The sequence below is a fragment of the Fischerella sp. PCC 9605 genome, assembly GCF_000517105.1.
Classification (GTDB): domain Bacteria; phylum Cyanobacteriota; class Cyanobacteriia; order Cyanobacteriales; family Nostocaceae; genus PCC9605.
Genome location: NZ_KI912149.1, coordinates 62,738 through 81,016 on the forward strand (window position 1 = coordinate 62,738; position 18,279 = coordinate 81,016).

Genomic DNA, 18,279 nt, shown 5'->3' on the forward strand with positions numbered 1-18,279 from the left:
ACAACCACTAACTACTAACCAAGAACAAAATTAATCAACTTACCAGGCACCACAATCACCTTTTTAATCTCTTTGCCTTCGAGGTAGCGCTTGCCAACTTCAGATTCACAGGCATACCTCTCCAACTCTGCTTTATCTGCTTGTGCCGGAACTTGAATCGCACCGCGAGTTTTACCCATAATCTGGATCACTAAGTTAATTTCATCAGCAACCAATGCCGCAGAGTCATACTTAGGCCAGGCTTCAGTGTGGACTGAGTTGGTGTTACCCAATAAATGCCACAACTCATCGGCGATGTGGGGTGCAAAAGGTGCCAGCATGACAACTAAAGTCTGAATACCTTCCGCATATACTGGCGAATCTTTACAGGTAGCATCAGTGAGGGCGTTACTTAACTTCATCAATTCCGAAATAGCTGTGTTGAATTGATATTCACCCTCTACGTCTTCGCTGACTTCTTTAATAGCAGTGTGAATTGCCCGCCGCAAGTCTTTTTCTGGTTTACTCTGTTGATTTTCTTGATTGTCAACTGGTCTTGGTTGATTGATAAAATCAGCCACCAAGCGCCAAACCCGATTCAAAAAGCGGAATTGCCCTTCTACGTCTGCTTCATCCCATTCCAAGTCTTTTTCTGGCGGTGCTTTGAACAGAATGAACATCCGGGCGGTGTCTACACCATATTTAGCAATTACATCTTCCGGCGCTACACCGTTGCCCTTTGACTTGGACATGGTGGCGTAAATGCGTTGGAGTGGTTCACCTGTTTGGGGATCGCGGGGATCGGCAGGATTGACGAGGTGGGAAGGAACCCACTTATCTTTACCAGACTTGTTGGGATTGAAGTAAGTCAAACCCTGTACCATGCCCTGAGTCAACAGGCGTTGGAAAGGTTCGTCAAAGTTTAACAAGCCTCTGTCTCGCAATACTTTGGTAAAGAAGCGCGAATACAACAAGTGCAAAATCGCGTGTTCAATTCCACCCACGTACTGATCCACGGGCATCCAGTCATTTACCTTAGTGGGATCGAAAATCTGCTGTTCATTCTTGGCATCGGGATAGCGCAAGAAATACCACGACGAATCAATAAAAGTATCCATCGTGTCAGTTTCCCGCTTTGCTGGTGTGCCGCAAGTTGGGCAAGGTACATTCACCCAGCTTTCCAACTTAGCCAAAGGCGAACCACCGCGTCCGGTGAATTCTACGTTTTCAGGTAACAACACTGGCAAGTCTTGATCCGGGACAGGCACCGCACCACAGTTGGGACAGTGAATAATGGGAATGGGTGCGCCCCAGTAACGTTGCCGGGAAATCAACCAATCCCGCAAACGATACTGTACACGTTCTTTGCCAAAACCTTGTTTTTCTGCATATTCCACGATCGCTTTTTTGGCGTCTGTGGAATTCATGCGATCGAATTGACTGGAATTCACCAATATCCCAGGTTCAGTGTATGCCTCTTGTAGAGACGCGCCATGGCGCGTCTCTACATTATCGGGAGGCACGATAACTACCTTGATTGGCAAGTTCTGTTCTTTAGCAAACTTAAAATCTCGGGCGTCGTGTGCAGGCACACCCATGACTGCACCAGTACCGTACTCATACAGTACATAATCAGCAATCCAGATCGGAATCTCCTCACCCGTAAACGGGTTAATTGCCTTGCCACCTGTGGGGATTCCTCGCTTGGGCTTATCTTCAGCAGTGCGTTCCAACTCGCTTTGGTTAGTAACCTCTTGCACAAACGCTTCCACCACTGCTTGCTGTTCGGGTGCAGTCACCTGTTTTGTCAAAGGATGTTCTGGCGCTAACACTACATAGCTAACGCCGTAAACCGTATCTGGGCGTGTGGTATACACGCCAATTTTTTCATCCATCCCCACTACCGGGAATTCCAAGTACGCACCAGTAGATTTGCCAATCCAGTTCGCCTGCATCAACTTGACACGTTCCGGCCATCCTGGCAACTTGTCCAAGTCATTCAACAACTCTTCGGCGTAGTCGGTAATCTTCAAAAACCACTGCCGCAATAATTTGCGTTCGACTTTCGCACCACTGCGCCAAGAACGTCCTTCGCTGTCAACTTGTTCGTTTGCCAGTACAGTTTGGTCAACGGGATCCCAGTTAACTGCTGCTTCCTTTTGGTAAGCTAACCCCGCTTGATAAAACTGCAAGAAAATCCATTGTGTCCACTTATAATAATCTGGCGAACAAGTAGCTAATTCGCAGTCCCAATCAATTGACAAACCGAGACGCTGCAATTGCTGCCGCATCAGGTCGATATTTTGATAAGTCCACTTCGACGGGGGAACGCCTCGGTCAATGGCGGCGTTTTCTGCTGGCAAACCAAAGGCATCCCAACCCATCGGATGCAGTACCCGATACCCTTGCATTCGCTTGAGGCGGGCAATCACATCGGTAATCGTATAATTACGGACGTGACCCATGTGCAGGCTACCCGATGGATAGGGGAACATGGACAGGGCGTAGTATTTTGGCTTGTGATTATCTGTAGAAGTTTTGTCTAAGCCAAGTTCAATCCATGTTCGTTGCCATTTTTCCTCTAATGCGGTTGGGTTATATCGGGATGAATCCACCGAAAACTCTCCTACTGGACTGTAATCATGTCTGCCTCCATATTTTAGATGATGGTAGGCAGAGTAACAGGTCGGGTAAAACAAACAATGACTGATTTAAATGAAAAATCTTCTGGTTTGCTACGGGTGTTTGTCTACGGCACCCTCAAACCAGGAGAAGTTAATTATAAAAGGTACTGCGATCGCAAAGTTGTGAATGCTACGAAAGCATTTGCACTGGGTAAACTCTTTGAGCTCCCTCAAGGCTATCCGGCAATGACGCTAGGGGATAGCCGTGTCTATGGGTATTTACTAGAGTTTAGCGTTCTAGAAGTTCTGGATGAATTAGACGAACTGGAAGATTACTACCCTGCTAAACCTGCATCCGAAAATTTATATAATCGGCAAAAAATAGAAGTGTACGATCTGCAAGGGCGATCGCTTGGTTGGGCTTGGGTTTACTTGATGACGCCGGAAATGGTTGACAAATTAGGAGGCGTACTCCAAGCTAATGGCTGGTGGAGCAGCATTAATAATTATGAATTATAAATTATGAATTATGAAAATTTTTTATCATTCATAATTCATACATTATTGATGAGTTTCCTGCTTCTGATTTAGCTCATCATTTGAAATGATGAGCTATGCAAATTTTTTATCATTCATAATCCATAATTCATAATTATTAATGATATTCGTTTTCTATATCCAACGGTTGAAGTTGCTTTAGTTGATTCATAGGTTCTTCTGGAGAAGTTTCTGCGGCTTTGGGAATGGGGAGGATGGGGTCATTGATAGCAACCATCAACGATGGGACAGAAATAGGCTGTGACGTTGTTGGTTGTGCTTGTTCTGCTGATGGTCTTTTAGCAATTTGTTGGGTTGCGTATTCACCACCTGGTACTAAGCCAGATACCGCACCAATGATAGTAGCGGCTATGGCTGTACCCCCCCATAGTAAAGCTAGGCGCGAACGACGACGCAAACGAGCCATGACTTGTTGGACTGTCTGTTCCACTGGCTGTGGCTGCGGTACTGGCATAGTCCGCAAACCTTGGCGCAGTTTCAGAAGCCTTTCATACAAAGATTGAACAGCGGGATCGTTTGCCAGCCATTCTTCCACCTGCCTGCGTTCGGCAGCTGTAACTTCACCATCGAGATAAGCACTCAATAACTCGAAGCGATCGCGCTTCACCATATCCATAGCACCCGTTGATTCATTGGTATACTTTACATTTTCATCTGACAAATCTTGATGAAATTGCAAGTTGGAACCGTCATTCAAGTGAGAATCAGTAGTCATCTTAACATTATTACCAATTCACGCACGGGTAAAAACAGCCAACTAATTTGGCCAGACTAATCATCATTTCTCCTTTGGCAGAAGTACTCTGCACGATCTTTAAGAATCTTAATGAAATATAAAATTCTGCCATCAACCGAAAGACGAAACTTTAAACTAGGAATCAAGATAATTTTGTAACTGGGTTTGCAATCTGGATCTGGCTCTGGCAATTCTTGATTTTACCGTTCCCAAGGAAACCCCTGTGATTTCGGCAATTTCTTCATACGCCATACCTTCGATTTCCCTCAGAACAATAGTTGTGCGGAACACCTCCGGTAGATCGGCGATCGCTTCCCGCAATTGCTCATAGAATTCTCTAGTTGTAAGTTCTTCCTCTGGTCCGGGAGTATCTCCGGCAATCTCCCAGTCCATTTCGCCATCATCTACTGAACGGGGAGCATCCAGTGAGAGAGGACTGACAACACGCTTGCGTTTCCGTAACTCGTCGTAAAACAAGTTGGTAGCAATGCGACTTAACCAGCCCCGAAATTTAGATGGTTCTTGCAATCGGTGAATATTCCGATACACCCGAATCCAAACTTCTTGAGCCAAATCAGCTCGATCGGACCAATCCGGAGCTAAATGGTATAACACCCTATCTACTTGGGATTGATAACGTCGCAGTAGTTCCGCGAACGCAGCACGATCGGGGCGCAGTCCAATTTGACAGCGCAAAATCAAATCGTGGTTAGAAAGTTTATCAACTTGCACTGATGCTTCCGGAAGCCTTGCATCAACAGTTGACCAGGATACAGTAATCGATTGGCTCATAGATCGTACTGGCTGAAAATCATCCCTATCTATTAGAGCTACTTATCTGCCGGATGTTCCATATATGAGTGACGGATTTATGACTGGAACACAGGATATTTGGCAATACCTATCCCTCTCGGATACGGTGACGTGATGCATACCTGTGCCAGCAATTATCACTGACTATCCACTATTGACAAATAAGTATTAACAATGTAAACAATTAGGCGTTAGCAAACTACCAAAATCAACTTAAAAACTGTTGGCAAAACACAGCGCTGCTTTTGAAGAGAACCGTCTCTTTCAAAGATTGCAGCGTTTGATAGCTAAGTACACAGCAAACATTGATTTAACCAATGTTTAGTAACCAACAAAACTGCTATTTTTGTGGCAATCTTACTAGAATCGTAGACGATGGTTCTTTGTGATGCTGATAATTAGCACCAGTATTAGATTGTTCGGGCACACGAACTTGCAAAAAGAAATTGAGTGAAAATGTAACTGTTATCGCTAACAATAGTTTTTCCAACATGGTCTTTCTCCCACCCACACCATTAACACTATTAGTGATTGATTGCTGCGCCTGTTGGGTTCCAGGGAGTAAAAATACTCACCTAGATTTTTATAGATACTGGGTATTGGTTACTTGGTACTGGGAAAACTCTTTTTCAAATCCACCCGGTTCCCGATCGCCAGTCCCTAGTCTCATCGACATATACGCAATGGCAAAATCTGTATAGCCCTAGTTTGCCCACGGGTATGGACAAATTCATAATGGAACTGCTAAAAGTTTGTAAATTTTTGGTGGCCGAATGACCAAGACTGGGGATAGGGTATTGGTGATTGGGGATTGGGAGAAGATTCTTTTCATCTCCTACCTAGTCCCCAGTCCCTAATCCCCAGTCCCCAGTCCCTAGTAAATACACAACATGCAAAGCGGCTTCCGAAAAGTTAGAGTAAGTTAGAAAAAACTGTTAGCTGATGCAAAGTCAAAAGGGTATGTTGGAGAGAATAGACAATGGCGATGGTAAGAAATGAATCTGTAGCGCGTGTAGGGATGCTGCTTTGTTTTGGCACAGCAATCTTATCTCTCGCTCTCCATTGGGGTATTTCCGATCCTATGACATCTCCTGCTCCGACTGGATCTGGCAGAGATAACGTAGCGAGAGCAGCAGATACTGCCAAAAAAACTCAACCTCTGGTGCAAGCTGACTCTAACCCGATAAAGTCGCTGTTGGCTCAAGTTCCAATTCCAGAAAAACCCTCCACTATTCTTGCATCTGCCGACCAGACAAAAGTGATAGTTGATTTAAGCGATCGCCGCGTCTATGTTTATCGCCAAGATCAAGTTATCGCCAGTTATCCAACTGGTATCGGTAAAAAAGGCTGGGAAACCCCCACAGGCTCCTTCCAAATCGATAATATGCGACGCAACCCTATCTGGCGTCACCCTATCACTGGCAAAGTATTTCCACCAGGAGCAGATAGCCCTCTTGGCGATCGATGGATAGGTTTTTGGTCAGATGGGCGTAATAAAATTGGTTTCCACGGCACACCAACACTAGATAACAACCTAGTAGGTAGTGCTGTGTCCCACGGCTGCTTGCGTATGCGTAATCCTGATGTGCGCTTGTTATACAAACAGGTACGTGTAGGGACAACAGTGGAAGTACGACAATAGTCATTAGTCATTTGTCCTTTGTCATTTATTCTTCACAAATGACAAAGGACAAATGACTAATGACTAAGATTGCATTTTTCGTTCAAAGTTTGGTGCGTAGTCTTGGAGTAAATTACTGACTTGCCTAAGAATTTCGTTACCAGTGTTTTTACCCAAGACCTGCCTTTCTGGAAAGAAATTGGGTCGATCTAGGTAGCGAGCGATCGCCTCGCCAATTTGCTGGGCAATTAACTCTTGCAGTTCTGTCTTGGCGTGCTGGCGCTGGTAGCTGGCGCCTTCTTCTGTTGTTGCATACAGAGGAGGCAGACGATTGAGGGCGTAAGCGGCGATATCCCCAACTTCTAGGGAAGTTTCGCTGGTAGCTTCTATTTCAGCTACGCGGGCGATCGCTTCTGTGAGTACCAACTCTTCCATGACATTAATGAACTGTTTGCGTGGTACCGCCATCACTTCACCAGTCAACAGCGCCCCCATCAGCCGATCTAGCGCCATGTACTCTTCTATAGAGAGTTCATTGGCATTATCACAGATTCGCCCAACTTCTGCTTCCATTGCTGGTGTCAGATAACCATCCTGGAGAGCTTGTTGCACAATTTTTTCTATACTCATAACGCTCATATTCTATAAGCCACCCAAGCAAGGTAAGGACGGTACCAATCCGATTTACTCTGCCCAATTATAAGAGCAAAAACATGTAAAAACTACTATTTAACACTTAAGTATCGCCACGGTGTTGGGTCAACAGATTGACCGTTGACATATAAACCCCAGTGCAAGTGAGGACCTGTGGATGCACCAGTGGAACCCACTGTGCCAATTACTTGACCAGGTTTGACCATATCGCCTTCTTTGACTTTAATGCGGCTCAGGTGCATAAAAATACTTGTCACTCCTTGACCGTGATCGACGCCAACAACGTTACCGTGAACCCGGAAACCCTCAGATACCGTTCCCACCAAAGCAACTCGCCCAGCAGCTGGAGCAACTACGGGTGAACCCGCAGCACCAGCATAGTCAACGCCGCGATGGTAGTAATCCTTTGCAAATTTACCATTATAGTAGCGACGCACACCATAAATTGTGGAGATTCTTCCCGCATTTGGCTTAATAAAAGCCCCATTCCAATATTTTTTAGGTGTTTGCAAAGCTTTAAATTCTGCTACACGCTTGAGTTCGTATTCTGTAGCTTTTACTCCCGCTTTACCGGGGGGTAAGTTAATGCGTTGTACGGGGAATTTGCGATCGCGCACTTGCACCGACAAGTTTTGTACTTGACCATTTGCCGAAACCTGAATTTTTCTGGTTCCTGACTTTTCTAGTGGTGTTGTGGGAATAAAAGCTCGATACTGATTAGGAGCAATAGCAAATGCAGGGTAAGTTTTATCTCCGGTATTGACTGTCGGCTTCGGATCACCTCCAAGATCATCTACATTTATGAACACCGATAGCGTATCTCCCAACTTAGGCTGGGATGGATTCACTCGTACCTGTAAAGCGTCTGCTGGTAATGTTAGAGCAATGGGAACAGCGGCTAATGTCCCCGCTATTATTTTGGTGGTAAGACGATTGACTTTCAAATTTGGCAAAGATAAAGGGAGCAACTTCTGAATACGATATGCGGTAGTCATAGAGATACAAAAAATCCTTGCTGCTGTTGAACAACAGACTAACCTAGAAGCCGTAGAGTTTCCCGCCTCGAAGTAGATTTTCAGAAATAATACTTTGTAATGTAATATTTGTAACTTGTCAAGTGCTAGTGGTCTATTACATTAGTTTTGATAAGTTGTGAAAGTTCGTAGTTAGGGCTTTAGCCCTTGAAATTGAGCGATAAATCGCTCACTACAAACCTCTGATAATTAATGACACAGACCACTAGCCCTGCACTAACATTATTTTTGCTCGGTGGTTTTAAACTTTCTGAATAAACCGCCGTCCTAGTAAACCCTGGGGTCTGACTAAGAGCATAATAAACAAGATGCCAAAGGCAACGGCGTCTTTGTAACCAGAGTATTCAGATGGGACAAACGCCTCCACTAGTCCAATTACCAAACCTCCCAATACCGCACCGGGAATACTGCCTAAACCACCCAAGACAATTACTGCTAATCCCCGCAACCCAAAACCAATGCCGAAGTACGGCCCGGCTATGCTGACACTAGAGGCGACTAAAGTTCCCGCCACTCCTGCTAAAAAGCTGCTGATAAAGAATGTCAGCACGATAAAGCGATCGCTGTTAATTCCTAACAAACTGGCAGTAGTTGCATCTTCGGCGATCGCCTGCATTGCCTTACCGTATTTTGTGCGGCTAATAAAATAGGTAAGAATGGCGACAAACACCATTGAGACAACAAAAATCACCACCTGCACAGTGCGAATAGGAATGGGGTTTGCTGATGTACCAAAGTTAATTGCTGGTGGCAAATTTCCGTAAGTCTCTGACGGGTATGTGTAACTTTCTGCGCCTACCAAATACTGGATTACATTCACGATTACCACTGCCACACCCAAGCTAGACACAACAGTTAGCAAAGGATCGGAACCCCGCTGTCGTAAGGGGCGAAAGGCAATGCGTTCTACCGCCACCCCGACCAATCCTGCGAGAATGCTTGCCAAAATCAGGGCTACAGCGAAAGGTAATTGGATTGGCAGTGCAGCATTTGCGAGTAAGCCATTAAATCCAAATCTGCCACCCATGAGTGCATAAGTAAAATATGCACCCAGGGTAAAAATCGCACCATGCGCCAAATTAATGATGCCCAAAATTGAGTAAACCAGGGTGTATCCCAAAGCAAAAATAGCATAGACGCTGCCAATAGATAACCCATTCAAAAACTGTTGCAAAAACAGAGTAATATCCATGCTGCAACTATTTTAAAAATGCGAACTTACCAGTGCTGCCGTTGTTTTCCATCTTGATTTGGGCAACATAAAAATCTTTTTGTACGACCTCACCTTCTGGTGTGAAAGAAATTTCGCCGAGAGGTGTGTTGTACTTCCCTGCTAACACCTGCTGGTTCAATTCCGTCCGCAGCTTATTGAGGGGAATTGTACTAATTTTGGTCTTTTTATCTAAAGCTTTCAGAGCATCTACATACACCTGCACCCCAGCAAAAGCTTGGGCACTAAATTGGGGTGGTTCTTTTTTGTATTGCTGTTCATAAGCTTTGCGAAATGCAGCGTTAATCTCTCCTGGATGTTGGGGACTGTAAGCTTGAGCAATCATCACGCCATCGCAAAGTGCTTTGCATACAGTAAATACATTTGATGTATTCAGACCATTGCCACCAATAATAGTGCCTTTATAACCTAATTCTCGTAGTTGCCGCACCAAGTTACCACCATCAGCAGCTAGACCAGAAATAATGATTAAATCTGGTTTTAAATTCAGTGCATTTGTGGCTTGGGCTTGAAAGTCAGTGTCCGAAGTTTGGAACTTTTGCACTGTAACTAATTCCAGTCCTGAATCCTTGACTATTTTTTGAAATATTTCTGTTTCTGATTTGCTATATGCATCATTTTGAGCATAAAAAACTGCGACTTTTTTAATATTAGGATTTTGCTTGAGTGCAGCTTTGACTGCATTAGGCGCAACGATAGAAATTGGTGCTGATACACGTCCAATATATTTACCAACTTCTGGAATTCCTTTAGCAGTATTTGATGGGCCCAATACTGGCACTTTGGCACGTTCGGCGATAGGGCCGGCGCTAAAAGCTTGTTGTGATAAAGTTGGACCTACAATACCTACAACTTTATCTTTGTTAATCAATGTTTGGAAAGCGTTAATGGCACTGTTTTCATCACCACCGGCATCTTGGAAAACTAATTTAATTTTTGTGCCATTAATGCCACCTTTTTCATTAAAATACTTTTCAGCAATTTTTACCCCAGCCACTTGCTCTTGACCAAGTAATGCCACGTTACTGGTTTGTGCTACGGCAATACCAATGGGAATAGGAGCAGATACACCTGTTGTTGCTGAGGTATTAGTTGCTGTGTTAGTATCGGTATTACTTGTAGTATTTGTACTAGTATTGTTGCCGCCACATGCTGTTAGCAAGACGGCGCAAGAAGCTAAGAATGCAGTTGTACGACCAATAGTTTTTTTCATAAAGTATATATTCCTTTAATCTATTTATTTGACCACATACAGGTACACTTTCCAAGTAGTTGCCTGTGGTCAAATAATAACGTGAGAGGATGTTACTTGTGGATGTGTATGAATAGATGCTGTCTCAGTTAACCAAGTGAGGCGATCGCTTCTCGGATTGCAGTAGCGATCGCTTCTTCAGGAATAACATCAGCGAATTGCTGACCTTGTAAAACCAAAAGCTGTTTAAACACAGGGTCTTTTTCTGCTTCTGTTAAAAGCACTTGCTTAATCAGTTCCGCTTGAGTTCCAGCTGTGGTAGCCACGTTTTGTCCTTGGAGTTGGGCAAGTAGATTTTGTACAGTTGCCTTTAGTTGTACTTGATCGGAACTATTAGCAACGATCTTACGAAGTTGATCGGCAGCTTCATGATATTCAATTTGCCCAGAGCCAGACAAGTTGGTGATTGTGCTACCAGTAATCCAGAAATTATTACCAAAACGTTTACTAATTTCTTTAATTGCCTCTGTTTGGTTTTCGACAATTCCTAGTAATCTGTTAATTTGCTGTTCTTTAGCAGCAAGTAATTGCTGTAACTGTGTATAGGAACCATTCAGGCGTTTCTCTACTTCTTGGGTAGGGACGTTCTCGTTATGAGTCACCTTCACGACCCACATATCCCCTCGTTTTTCTATTCCTTTGAGTTGTAATCCTAAACCGTCATCTTCTATTTGGAGTTTTTGCAGGGTGAACGCGAAAGCACGCCAGTTCATTCCTTCTTTGAAAACCAATTCAACGACATTACCGACTTCTTGATAGAGGGATTCAAATTCTCTAGGTTCAAAGTTGCGGTCTAATGGGTAGCGATCGCATGGCTTTCCTCGATCGTCTATTTTGCGGTATATATAGTCACATTTGACATTGTCAAAGCGGGTTTGACTGTTGACGCTCCAATCCTGAATGCAAATTCCGGTTAAGTTAGCACCAGTAAAGTCAACGTCTATACATTGAGCATGCACCAAAATTGCATCTCGTAGATCGGCTGCACTCAAATTTGCTCCATTGAGGTTAGTTTCTGTAAAGTTGAAATCTCGCAGAACTGCATTCCGTAAATATGCTCCTTGCAAATTCAGCCAACTAAAATTGCAATCATCACACCATCCCTCTGTTAGTAGTTTTTGCACTTTCGGATTATCTAAGTCTAGATAGCGGTTGTCTACTCTCGCTCTATCTAAACCTTTTACATTTATTAAACAAGTTCTGTAAAATTTATTGCCTCTAAAGTCAGTATTTGCTACTATAGCTTCTGTAAAATCAACACCGCTAAGGTCTAAATTGTAAAAACAAGTACTGCCCCAAGTGCTTAAGGCGATCGCCCAAGATTTTAAAAACAAAAAGCTTGGCTTTGGCTTATTGTTAAAACTCGTAACTTCAGAACTAGCTTTGACAATTGCAAGGCTAAAAATAATTCCCGTAAATATTTTTATAACTGTGAAATCATTAAAACTTAATACTCTTTCTTCAGAAGATTTAGCAACGAAATGGGCAACTATAACTGATAAAAAAATAATCAAAATCGCCATCAGTATTTTTATATATTTATGACGCTCGTTTAATAAAACAAAAACAAGTGAAAAAGATAAACTAATTGTCAAAAAACTGAAAAAACTTATAGCCAAGAAAGAGATAGTAAAAAATAAAAATAGATAATCTAATTTTTTAAATCTTACGAAGGAGGCAATAAATATTATTAAAGCGCTAACAATAGCTTTCCATAAACCACTAGTTAAACTAACGCGGCTTGTCTCGATCAGCCAAATGCTTAATACCACAATTGTATAAATAATGAATAAAAACTTATTGTCCCCCTGAAAGAAAAAAACTAATGAGCGACCTACATAAGCACTCATTACACCGATAAGGCTACCAGCCAAACAAAATAGACTAATTGTGAACAGTAAAAGGAAAAACTTAAAGATGATATGCTGCCCACAAGCTATACGCTGAAGATTAGAATCAAGTGATGCTTGGGAAAACTTTTTCCCATAGTATTTTTTGTAAAATTGACTATTCATAATATTAAATTGATAAGTTTTTGATTAGCCAAGAATATCTAAGGTATTAATAGAGATAGGGAGTAATTGATATGCCTTTGTACAGAATAATGAATAAAATAATTAACCATCTACAAACTACAGAACGTATTTGTCAGGTGGTTAATAACAAAATGATTTGCCAAGTAATCACTGGCAATATACCTCACGTAGGAACAGTATTAGACTTTCCAACAGAAGAAACAAGAATAGATGATGAAAAAATAGCCGAAATTATTAAACTACGTAAACCCGGAACCAAACCATTTCGTTATTTATCTGTTGGCGATCCAAATTATTTACCATTCTCATTTTTAGAACGAGGTTTGAGATGTGGTGCAGCAGTCTGCTTACTAAGGCGTCCGTACTCTCCTCAAGATTTGATGGATATAATTAGAGACTATACTACCGATGAATTTCCTGCAATACTTGATATTCTTTCCCAAGAGCTTGCTATTGAACCAGAATTTTGGCAGAGGTTTACAAAGGTTTCAGAAGCTCTGGAAGATGAAAATTTTAACAATTGCATGACACAAAATCGTGATAAACGAATTTTAGTACCAATTGCTACTGGCTTTCTAGTTGGTAGAAATTATTTATTAACTAATCATCATGTATTGCCCAGTATAGAAGAGGCAGAAGATTTTATTGCTCAATTTCGATATGAAACAGATGAATTAGAACGAGATAATAATTGTGCCAATTATAGGTTCGATACAAGTTTCTTTAAAACGAATGATAAATTAGATTATACTCTGGTCAAACTTCATAGCCTGAGTGAAGAAGAAAGGCTAAAAAATAGGCTATCCTTCTTGGAAGCAGGAGATAATTTTGGGTGGTTATCAATGCAAAAAGAAGATAGACTTATATCACCTACCCTGACTATAGATGACGCCAAACGTATCCAAGAAAAACTTCCAGAAGCATGGAAAAATATTCCAGAAGATTTACAAAACAAGGCAACGATATCTGGATTACCAGGAGAACCTGTCAATATTATTCAACATCCCCGAGGTAGATACAAAGAAATTATCCTATCAGATAATAGAGTGCAAGTAATCTATGAGAATTTCCTAGAATATGCAGCTGATGCTGATTTTGGTTCATCTGGTAGTCCAGTATTTAATGTGCAATGGCAGTTAGTCGGCTTGCATCATGCAGCTTTAGTTGAATCAAACAATGAAGCCAATGATAATTCCTCAGAGACTCAGATAAAAGTGAGGGGAAATGTAGGCATCCGAATTCATCAGATTGTGAAAGATTTAGAAGGACAGGAAGGTACAGAAGATTTTTTAAATGAATTTGTTTACAATCAAGGCAGAACAAAAAGAAAAGTATATATTTTAGCGGGGCGCAAGAGAGAAGATGTATTTGAACGAGAAGAAGATGCAGAAATTGACGCTCAAATCACAAAAGCACTGGGTCAGGAAATTGTTAATATTCTGAAAACTAGTTTTCCCTCTAACTTTAACCCTCAACTTGTTCCTGAAGAGAATCTTAGCAGCCAAGAAGATGCGATCGCATGGATTAACCAAAGAACAGAACAAGACTATAAAGTTGGGGATGTAGCATTAGAAATCTTAACAAACTATGCTTCTCAACCTCCGCAAAAATCTCCATACTCAAAAACTTTTGAAGTCAGAGGAGCAACTGTTTACTATATTCAGTTCAAATCTGAGCGAAAAGCTCATGCTGAAATGTTGTTAAATTCACTAGTGAAGAAAGTACCTGAGCTACCTAATCGAGGAGCACAACCAGACACAGCAGTTATTGTTCAGGGTTTAGATTTCTGTCGTGATATCAAGATGCCCTCTCTAGATTTATTTGTAGGGTACTTAAATAATTCAAAGGATCTGGAACTCCTGAAAAATCGAACTAACGACATAGCCTCAGGAATAGCTAATGGACTGGTTGAATGGAGTAATTACCTATGTCCGCAACCCCAGCAACAAGCGTTGTTAGCCTCACAAAAAAAATATGTTTCTTCAGTACCTGAAATAAAAAATGACAAATGAAAAGATTAAAATCCTAATCCTGGCAGCAAACCCAGTTGATACAGGCAGGTTACGCCTCGATGAAGAAATGCGGGAAATCTACGAAGCCTTGGAAAGAGCCAAAATGCGAGATCAGTTTGAAATTATCTCGCAGTGGGCAGTGCGCCCTAACGATTTGCTACATGCCATAGTCAAGCATAAGCCACAAATTGTTCATTTTTCTGGACATGGAGCCGGAATTGAAGGATTAGCCTTAGAGGATGACTCAGGGCACATGCAGCTTGTCAGTACAGAAGCTTTAACGCAGCTATTTAAACTGTTTAAAGAGAAAATTCAGTGTATTTTGCTCAACGCCTGCTATAGCGAGGCTCAAGCTGAGGCAATTCACCAACACATTGACTATGTAATTGGGATGAATAAGGCAGTTGGCGATCGCGCCGCAATCAGATTTGCTGAGGCATTTTATCAAGGATTGGGCAACGAACTATCAATTGAGGATGCCTATGAACTTGGACGGGTTGCCATTCAACTAGCAGGCATTCCAGAGTCTCTCACTCCCATCCTCAAAAATCTACCAAAACCGACTGCTGAAAATCAAACCAGTTCTCAGCAGGAGCAAAAACAAGCAAAATCCGAAGAAATTTCACCTTTTAGCAACGTTTTTAATATATCAGACAGCAACATCAAAAACGTTAGTGGCTCAGGAACAATCAATTATCAAGAGTTTTCTAGCTGATGGTAATTGGCTTTTGACCCTCAACTTGTGGTAATACTTGACCAATTATACAAGTCTGTTCATAACCAAAGGCTTTAAGTGTAGCTAAACAGCTATTAGCTTCTTCTTCGGGAATGGAGGCTAAAAGACCACCAGAGGTTTGCGGGTCAAATAATAAAGGAAAATTAGAGTGAGATTCCCATTGTCCCAAGTTAGAAATATAACGTGAAGCACGCAAATTTTCTGGATGCAGTGAGCTAACAATCCCTTGTTGTACTGTTTCTCTTGCGCCTGCTAAAACTAGGATCGCTTCCAGTTGCAACTCCACCGCTACACCACAAGCTTGCACCATCTCCATTAAGTGTCCCAACAAGCCGAAGCCTGTTACGTCAGTGCAAGCCGTTGCCCCATATTGTAATAAACATGTAGCCGCAGCCTGATTTGACAACAGCATTGACTCCACCGCACCATCAATCCAACCACCTTTAGCTTGGCGACGCATGTCAGCAGCAAATAATGTCCCAGTTCCCACGGCTTTAGTTAAAATTAACACTTGCCCTGGTTGCATACCACTTTTACGCAGCAACTTGTCAGGATAAGCTAAACCATTGCAAGATAAGCCAAATCCGAGTTCCGCGCCTTCAGTTGTGTGCCCCCCAATCAGAGGTGCTTGTGCTTGATTTAGCACCTTTACCGCACCAGATAATAGCTGATAGAGGGTTTCTTCGACTTTGGCTGGTGCAGCGTAGGGAATGGTAGCTATAGCCAAGGCACTTTGCGGTAAAGCCCCCATTGCAAAAATATCACTCAAGCAATGATTGGCGCTGATTTGCCCAAAAATATACGGGTCATTAATCAAACTGCGAAAATAATCTATCGTCTGCACCATTAATTGATCGGCTGGCACTTGTACCACCGCTGCATCATCTGGTGTGTCCAAACCAATGATGATATCTTTTCTGTCTTCCCCTAGAGGTTGTTCTCGCTTGATGCGGTAGAGGACTTTCTCTAAAACTGTACTACCCACTTTAGAACCACATCCAGCACAGCGCATTACTTTGTCCTTTGTCATTTGTCCTTTGTCATTTGTCATTTGTATTTTGTTATTGACCAATGACATTTCTGGAAGATTACTGAACCGTTTCATAAAGCGACGGTCGATCCAATCTTTCCACAGCCACAATAATTTATGAGGTGGCAAGGTCAAAAAGCCGCGTGTGGCGATCGCTTTGCCATCGCCAGTACCTATTAAACTTAAATATTGTTTCTGCGGTTTATAGGGTTTGAGAGATTTTCCTAGTAAAAATCGGCGTAAATTCTCAAATAGTGGCTTCCCTTGCCGAACAGCAAAAACTCCTGCTTTCGGACGCGGATGATTTACCATCGTGGCAATATCCCCCGCTGCAAATATGTGTGGGTGGGACACAGATTGCAATGTGTCATTGACCAGAATAAAGCCCTGCTCGTCAGTTGCCAACCCAGCTGCTTTAAACCATTGTGGTGCTGATGCTTGTGTCACCCAGAAAATGCGATCGCACTCCACTGTTAACCCAGATTCACACACAATCTTATATTCCCCCCTCTCCTTATATTCCCCCCTCTCCGCAAGCGGAGAGGGGCTGGGGGTGAGGTGCTTTGGTTCTACTTTACATACACTTTCCCCTAAGTGCAGTTGAATACCGCGTTCAATCAAAAGTTGCTTGACCACACGCCGCACTGACCGATGATAACTAGGCATTAGTTCAGCATCTCGCTGGAATAAATGAATTTCTAAAGCCTCCCTTTTGAAGGAAGATTCGGGGAAATCTCCAAAATCTGGAATGGATCGAAACTCCGATCCCATTTTTCGATCAAGTACCCAGTCCCCCTTTGGGTTCGCCAGTCCCCCATCTGGCACCAAGCCCTTACGAGTTCGGAATTGCTCATGGAGGAAACCACGGCGACGGCGCTTAAAGTTCGGACGCTCTTTCCGCACCCGCGCCTCCCCAAGACCGCGTTCCTGACCAAGACGGGAAGTGTTCTCACCAGTAAAGAGTCCCCAATCCCTAGTACCCTTTATATGTGCTTGCATTGATAGCGACAACTCTACACCACCAGCCCCTCCACCGACAATGGCAATCTTTAATGATTTTTGCGGTTTTTCTGCTAAATTTTTTAATAGCTGATCCCAATGTTCTAGTAATTTTGATACTGGTTTTGCTCCAATTGCGTATTCTGCTGCTCCTGGTACAGAAATCGTCGCTGGAGTACTACCAATGTCAATTGACAGCACATCAAATGCTACTTCTGGGCGGTTAGCACAAATAACTTTTTTATTTTCCAGGTCAAGACCAACTACTCGGTCTATATATAATTGCGCTTGAGCAAAGTTTGTGCTTCGTCGCAAGTCAATATGACATTCATCATGGCTATAAAATCCGGCAATATGACCTGGTAGCATTCCAGAGTAGGGTGTATCATTTTTTTCGGTAATTAAAGTTAATCGCACTCCCGGAAGAGGTTTCATGCCAAACATCAAAAGCGCAATTGCATGACTGTGACCACCACCAATCAGAACTAAATCTTGGACTATGGGCTGTAAATTTTGTTGCATATTAATACTTTGATAAATGCTTTGTATACCCTCCTCTATCTTCCATTTTGGAAAAAGATAAGGAAAAACTTTTATTTTTTGCTGATATGTGGTAATAATCCTCAATCAGTTTTTTAACAAGAAGCTTATTGAAGGATTATTCGCAGTAATAGGGAAAATCATGGCATTTATCGTGATTTATAGCGAAATAATCCTGCTATTATTTCCAAATCAGTTTCTATTGGCTTATAACTGACTTGCTGGGAGAAAGTGATTTAGAAACTTCTAAATAAAAAAATATTCAATCGCTCGCAAAACAAGGAGGACAAGGAGGACAAGGAAAGGGGCAAGAAGTCATATTGGATGCATGAGTTGGATAATTTATTTTTTGGAGTTCTCCGATCCCGAGTCTGCCTAGCCTTGTACTTTTTAAGTAGACTACTTGCAGAAGTCGGGAAAGGGG

13 protein-coding genes are annotated in these 18,279 nt (G+C 42.4%); 4 read left to right on the top strand and 9 right to left on the bottom strand.

The genetic code is table 11. The annotated features are described in order from the left end of the window. Positions 1-14: 14 nt before the first annotated feature. Positions 15-2,594, bottom strand: coding sequence for a leucine--tRNA ligase (gene leuS / locus FIS9605_RS0115280; RefSeq protein WP_026733369.1), 2,580 nt, complete (start codon positions 2,592-2,594; stop codon positions 15-17). Positions 2,595-2,681: 87 nt separating this feature from the next. Between leuS and FIS9605_RS0115285 the strand changes: the two genes are divergently transcribed. After that, entirely contained in the window at positions 2,682-3,122 is a 441-nt protein-coding gene (locus tag FIS9605_RS0115285) for a gamma-glutamylcyclotransferase family protein (protein WP_026733370.1), read from the top strand. A 136-nt stretch (positions 3,123-3,258) separates the two neighbouring features. Here the strand turns inward: FIS9605_RS0115285 and FIS9605_RS0115290 are convergent, their stop codons facing one another. Continuing rightward, positions 3,259-3,876 (bottom strand): anti-sigma factor family protein, encoded by a 618-nt coding sequence (locus FIS9605_RS0115290; RefSeq protein WP_026733371.1) that lies wholly within the window; start codon positions 3,874-3,876, stop codon positions 3,259-3,261. A 156-nt stretch (positions 3,877-4,032) separates the two neighbouring features. Beyond that, the gene (locus tag FIS9605_RS0115295) at positions 4,033-4,689 is read right to left on the bottom strand and encodes a sigma-70 family RNA polymerase sigma factor (protein WP_026733372.1); all 657 of its coding nucleotides are present in this window, start codon (positions 4,687-4,689) and stop codon (positions 4,033-4,035) included. A 1,000-nt stretch (positions 4,690-5,689) separates the two neighbouring features. Between FIS9605_RS0115295 and FIS9605_RS0115305 the strand changes: the two genes are divergently transcribed. Beyond that, complete coding sequence (locus FIS9605_RS0115305; RefSeq protein WP_026733373.1) at positions 5,690-6,352, top strand: L,D-transpeptidase; 663 nt, start codon at positions 5,690-5,692, stop codon at positions 6,350-6,352. 63 nt (positions 6,353-6,415) lie between these two features. Here the strand turns inward: FIS9605_RS0115305 and FIS9605_RS0115310 are convergent, their stop codons facing one another. The 5 genes from FIS9605_RS0115310 to FIS9605_RS0115330 form a co-directional block, all read right to left on the bottom strand. Next, positions 6,416-6,961 (bottom strand): late competence development ComFB family protein, encoded by a 546-nt coding sequence (locus FIS9605_RS0115310; protein WP_026733374.1) that lies wholly within the window; start codon positions 6,959-6,961, stop codon positions 6,416-6,418. A 95-nt stretch (positions 6,962-7,056) separates the two neighbouring features. Further along, positions 7,057-7,980 (bottom strand): M23 family metallopeptidase, encoded by a 924-nt coding sequence (locus tag FIS9605_RS0115315; RefSeq protein WP_026733375.1) that lies wholly within the window; start codon positions 7,978-7,980, stop codon positions 7,057-7,059. A gap of 280 nt (positions 7,981-8,260) precedes the next feature. Continuing rightward, on the bottom strand, positions 8,261-9,211 hold the full coding sequence (locus FIS9605_RS0115320; protein WP_026733376.1) for a branched-chain amino acid ABC transporter permease: 951 nt from the start codon (positions 9,209-9,211) through the stop codon (positions 8,261-8,263). Between the two features lie 7 nt (positions 9,212-9,218). Then, positions 9,219-10,463, bottom strand: coding sequence for an ABC transporter substrate-binding protein (locus FIS9605_RS0115325; protein WP_026733377.1), 1,245 nt, complete (start codon positions 10,461-10,463; stop codon positions 9,219-9,221). A 128-nt stretch (positions 10,464-10,591) separates the two neighbouring features. Beyond that, the gene (locus tag FIS9605_RS0115330) at positions 10,592-12,025 is read right to left on the bottom strand and encodes a pentapeptide repeat-containing protein (RefSeq protein ID WP_197036061.1); all 1,434 of its coding nucleotides are present in this window, start codon (positions 12,023-12,025) and stop codon (positions 10,592-10,594) included. Between the two features lie 581 nt (positions 12,026-12,606). Between FIS9605_RS0115330 and FIS9605_RS0115335 the strand changes: the two genes are divergently transcribed. Further along, positions 12,607-14,550, top strand: a complete 1,944-nt coding sequence (locus FIS9605_RS0115335; RefSeq protein ID WP_026733379.1) for a trypsin-like peptidase domain-containing protein — start codon at positions 12,607-12,609, stop codon at positions 14,548-14,550. Continuing rightward, positions 14,540-15,265 carry a CHAT domain-containing protein gene (locus FIS9605_RS0115340; RefSeq protein ID WP_026733380.1) on the top strand — a complete coding sequence of 242 codons (726 nt, stop codon included), beginning with the start codon at positions 14,540-14,542 and terminating at the stop codon, positions 15,263-15,265. The genes FIS9605_RS0115335 and FIS9605_RS0115340 overlap by 11 nt, the downstream gene beginning before the upstream one ends. Here the strand turns inward: FIS9605_RS0115340 and selD are convergent. Then, positions 15,258-17,837 carry a selenide, water dikinase SelD gene (gene selD / locus FIS9605_RS37185; protein ID WP_197036062.1) on the bottom strand — a complete coding sequence of 860 codons (2,580 nt, stop codon included), beginning with the start codon at positions 17,835-17,837 and terminating at the stop codon, positions 15,258-15,260. The two genes, FIS9605_RS0115340 and selD, sit on opposite strands and share 8 nt — an antisense overlap. Between the last annotated feature and the right edge of the window lie 442 nt (positions 17,838-18,279).

What these genes read in the sequence shown, in the direction of transcription:
- FIS9605_RS0115285 (WP_026733370.1), top strand. Translation starts at nt 2,682, where the DNA reads ATGACTGATTTAAATGAAAAATCTTCTGGTTTGCTACGGGTGTTTGTC.
- FIS9605_RS0115290 (WP_026733371.1), bottom strand. Translation starts at nt 3,876, where the DNA reads ATGACTACTGATTCTCACTTGAATGACGGTTCCAACTTGCAATTTCAT.
- FIS9605_RS0115295 (WP_026733372.1), bottom strand. Translation starts at nt 4,689, where the DNA reads ATGAGCCAATCGATTACTGTATCCTGGTCAACTGTTGATGCAAGGCTT.
- FIS9605_RS0115305 (WP_026733373.1), top strand. Translation starts at nt 5,690, where the DNA reads ATGGCGATGGTAAGAAATGAATCTGTAGCGCGTGTAGGGATGCTGCTT.
- FIS9605_RS0115310 (WP_026733374.1), bottom strand. Translation starts at nt 6,961, where the DNA reads ATGAGTATAGAAAAAATTGTGCAACAAGCTCTCCAGGATGGTTATCTG.
- FIS9605_RS0115315 (WP_026733375.1), bottom strand. Translation starts at nt 7,980, where the DNA reads ATGACTACCGCATATCGTATTCAGAAGTTGCTCCCTTTATCTTTGCCA.
- FIS9605_RS0115320 (WP_026733376.1), bottom strand. Translation starts at nt 9,211, where the DNA reads ATGGATATTACTCTGTTTTTGCAACAGTTTTTGAATGGGTTATCTATT.
- FIS9605_RS0115325 (WP_026733377.1), bottom strand. Translation starts at nt 10,463, where the DNA reads ATGAAAAAAACTATTGGTCGTACAACTGCATTCTTAGCTTCTTGCGCC.
- FIS9605_RS0115330 (WP_197036061.1), bottom strand. Translation starts at nt 12,025, where the DNA reads ATGGCGATTTTGATTATTTTTTTATCAGTTATAGTTGCCCATTTCGTT.
- FIS9605_RS0115335 (WP_026733379.1), top strand. Translation starts at nt 12,607, where the DNA reads ATGAATAAAATAATTAACCATCTACAAACTACAGAACGTATTTGTCAG.
- FIS9605_RS0115340 (WP_026733380.1), top strand. Translation starts at nt 14,540, where the DNA reads ATGACAAATGAAAAGATTAAAATCCTAATCCTGGCAGCAAACCCAGTT.
- selD (WP_197036062.1), bottom strand. Translation starts at nt 17,837, where the DNA reads ATGCAACAAAATTTACAGCCCATAGTCCAAGATTTAGTTCTGATTGGT.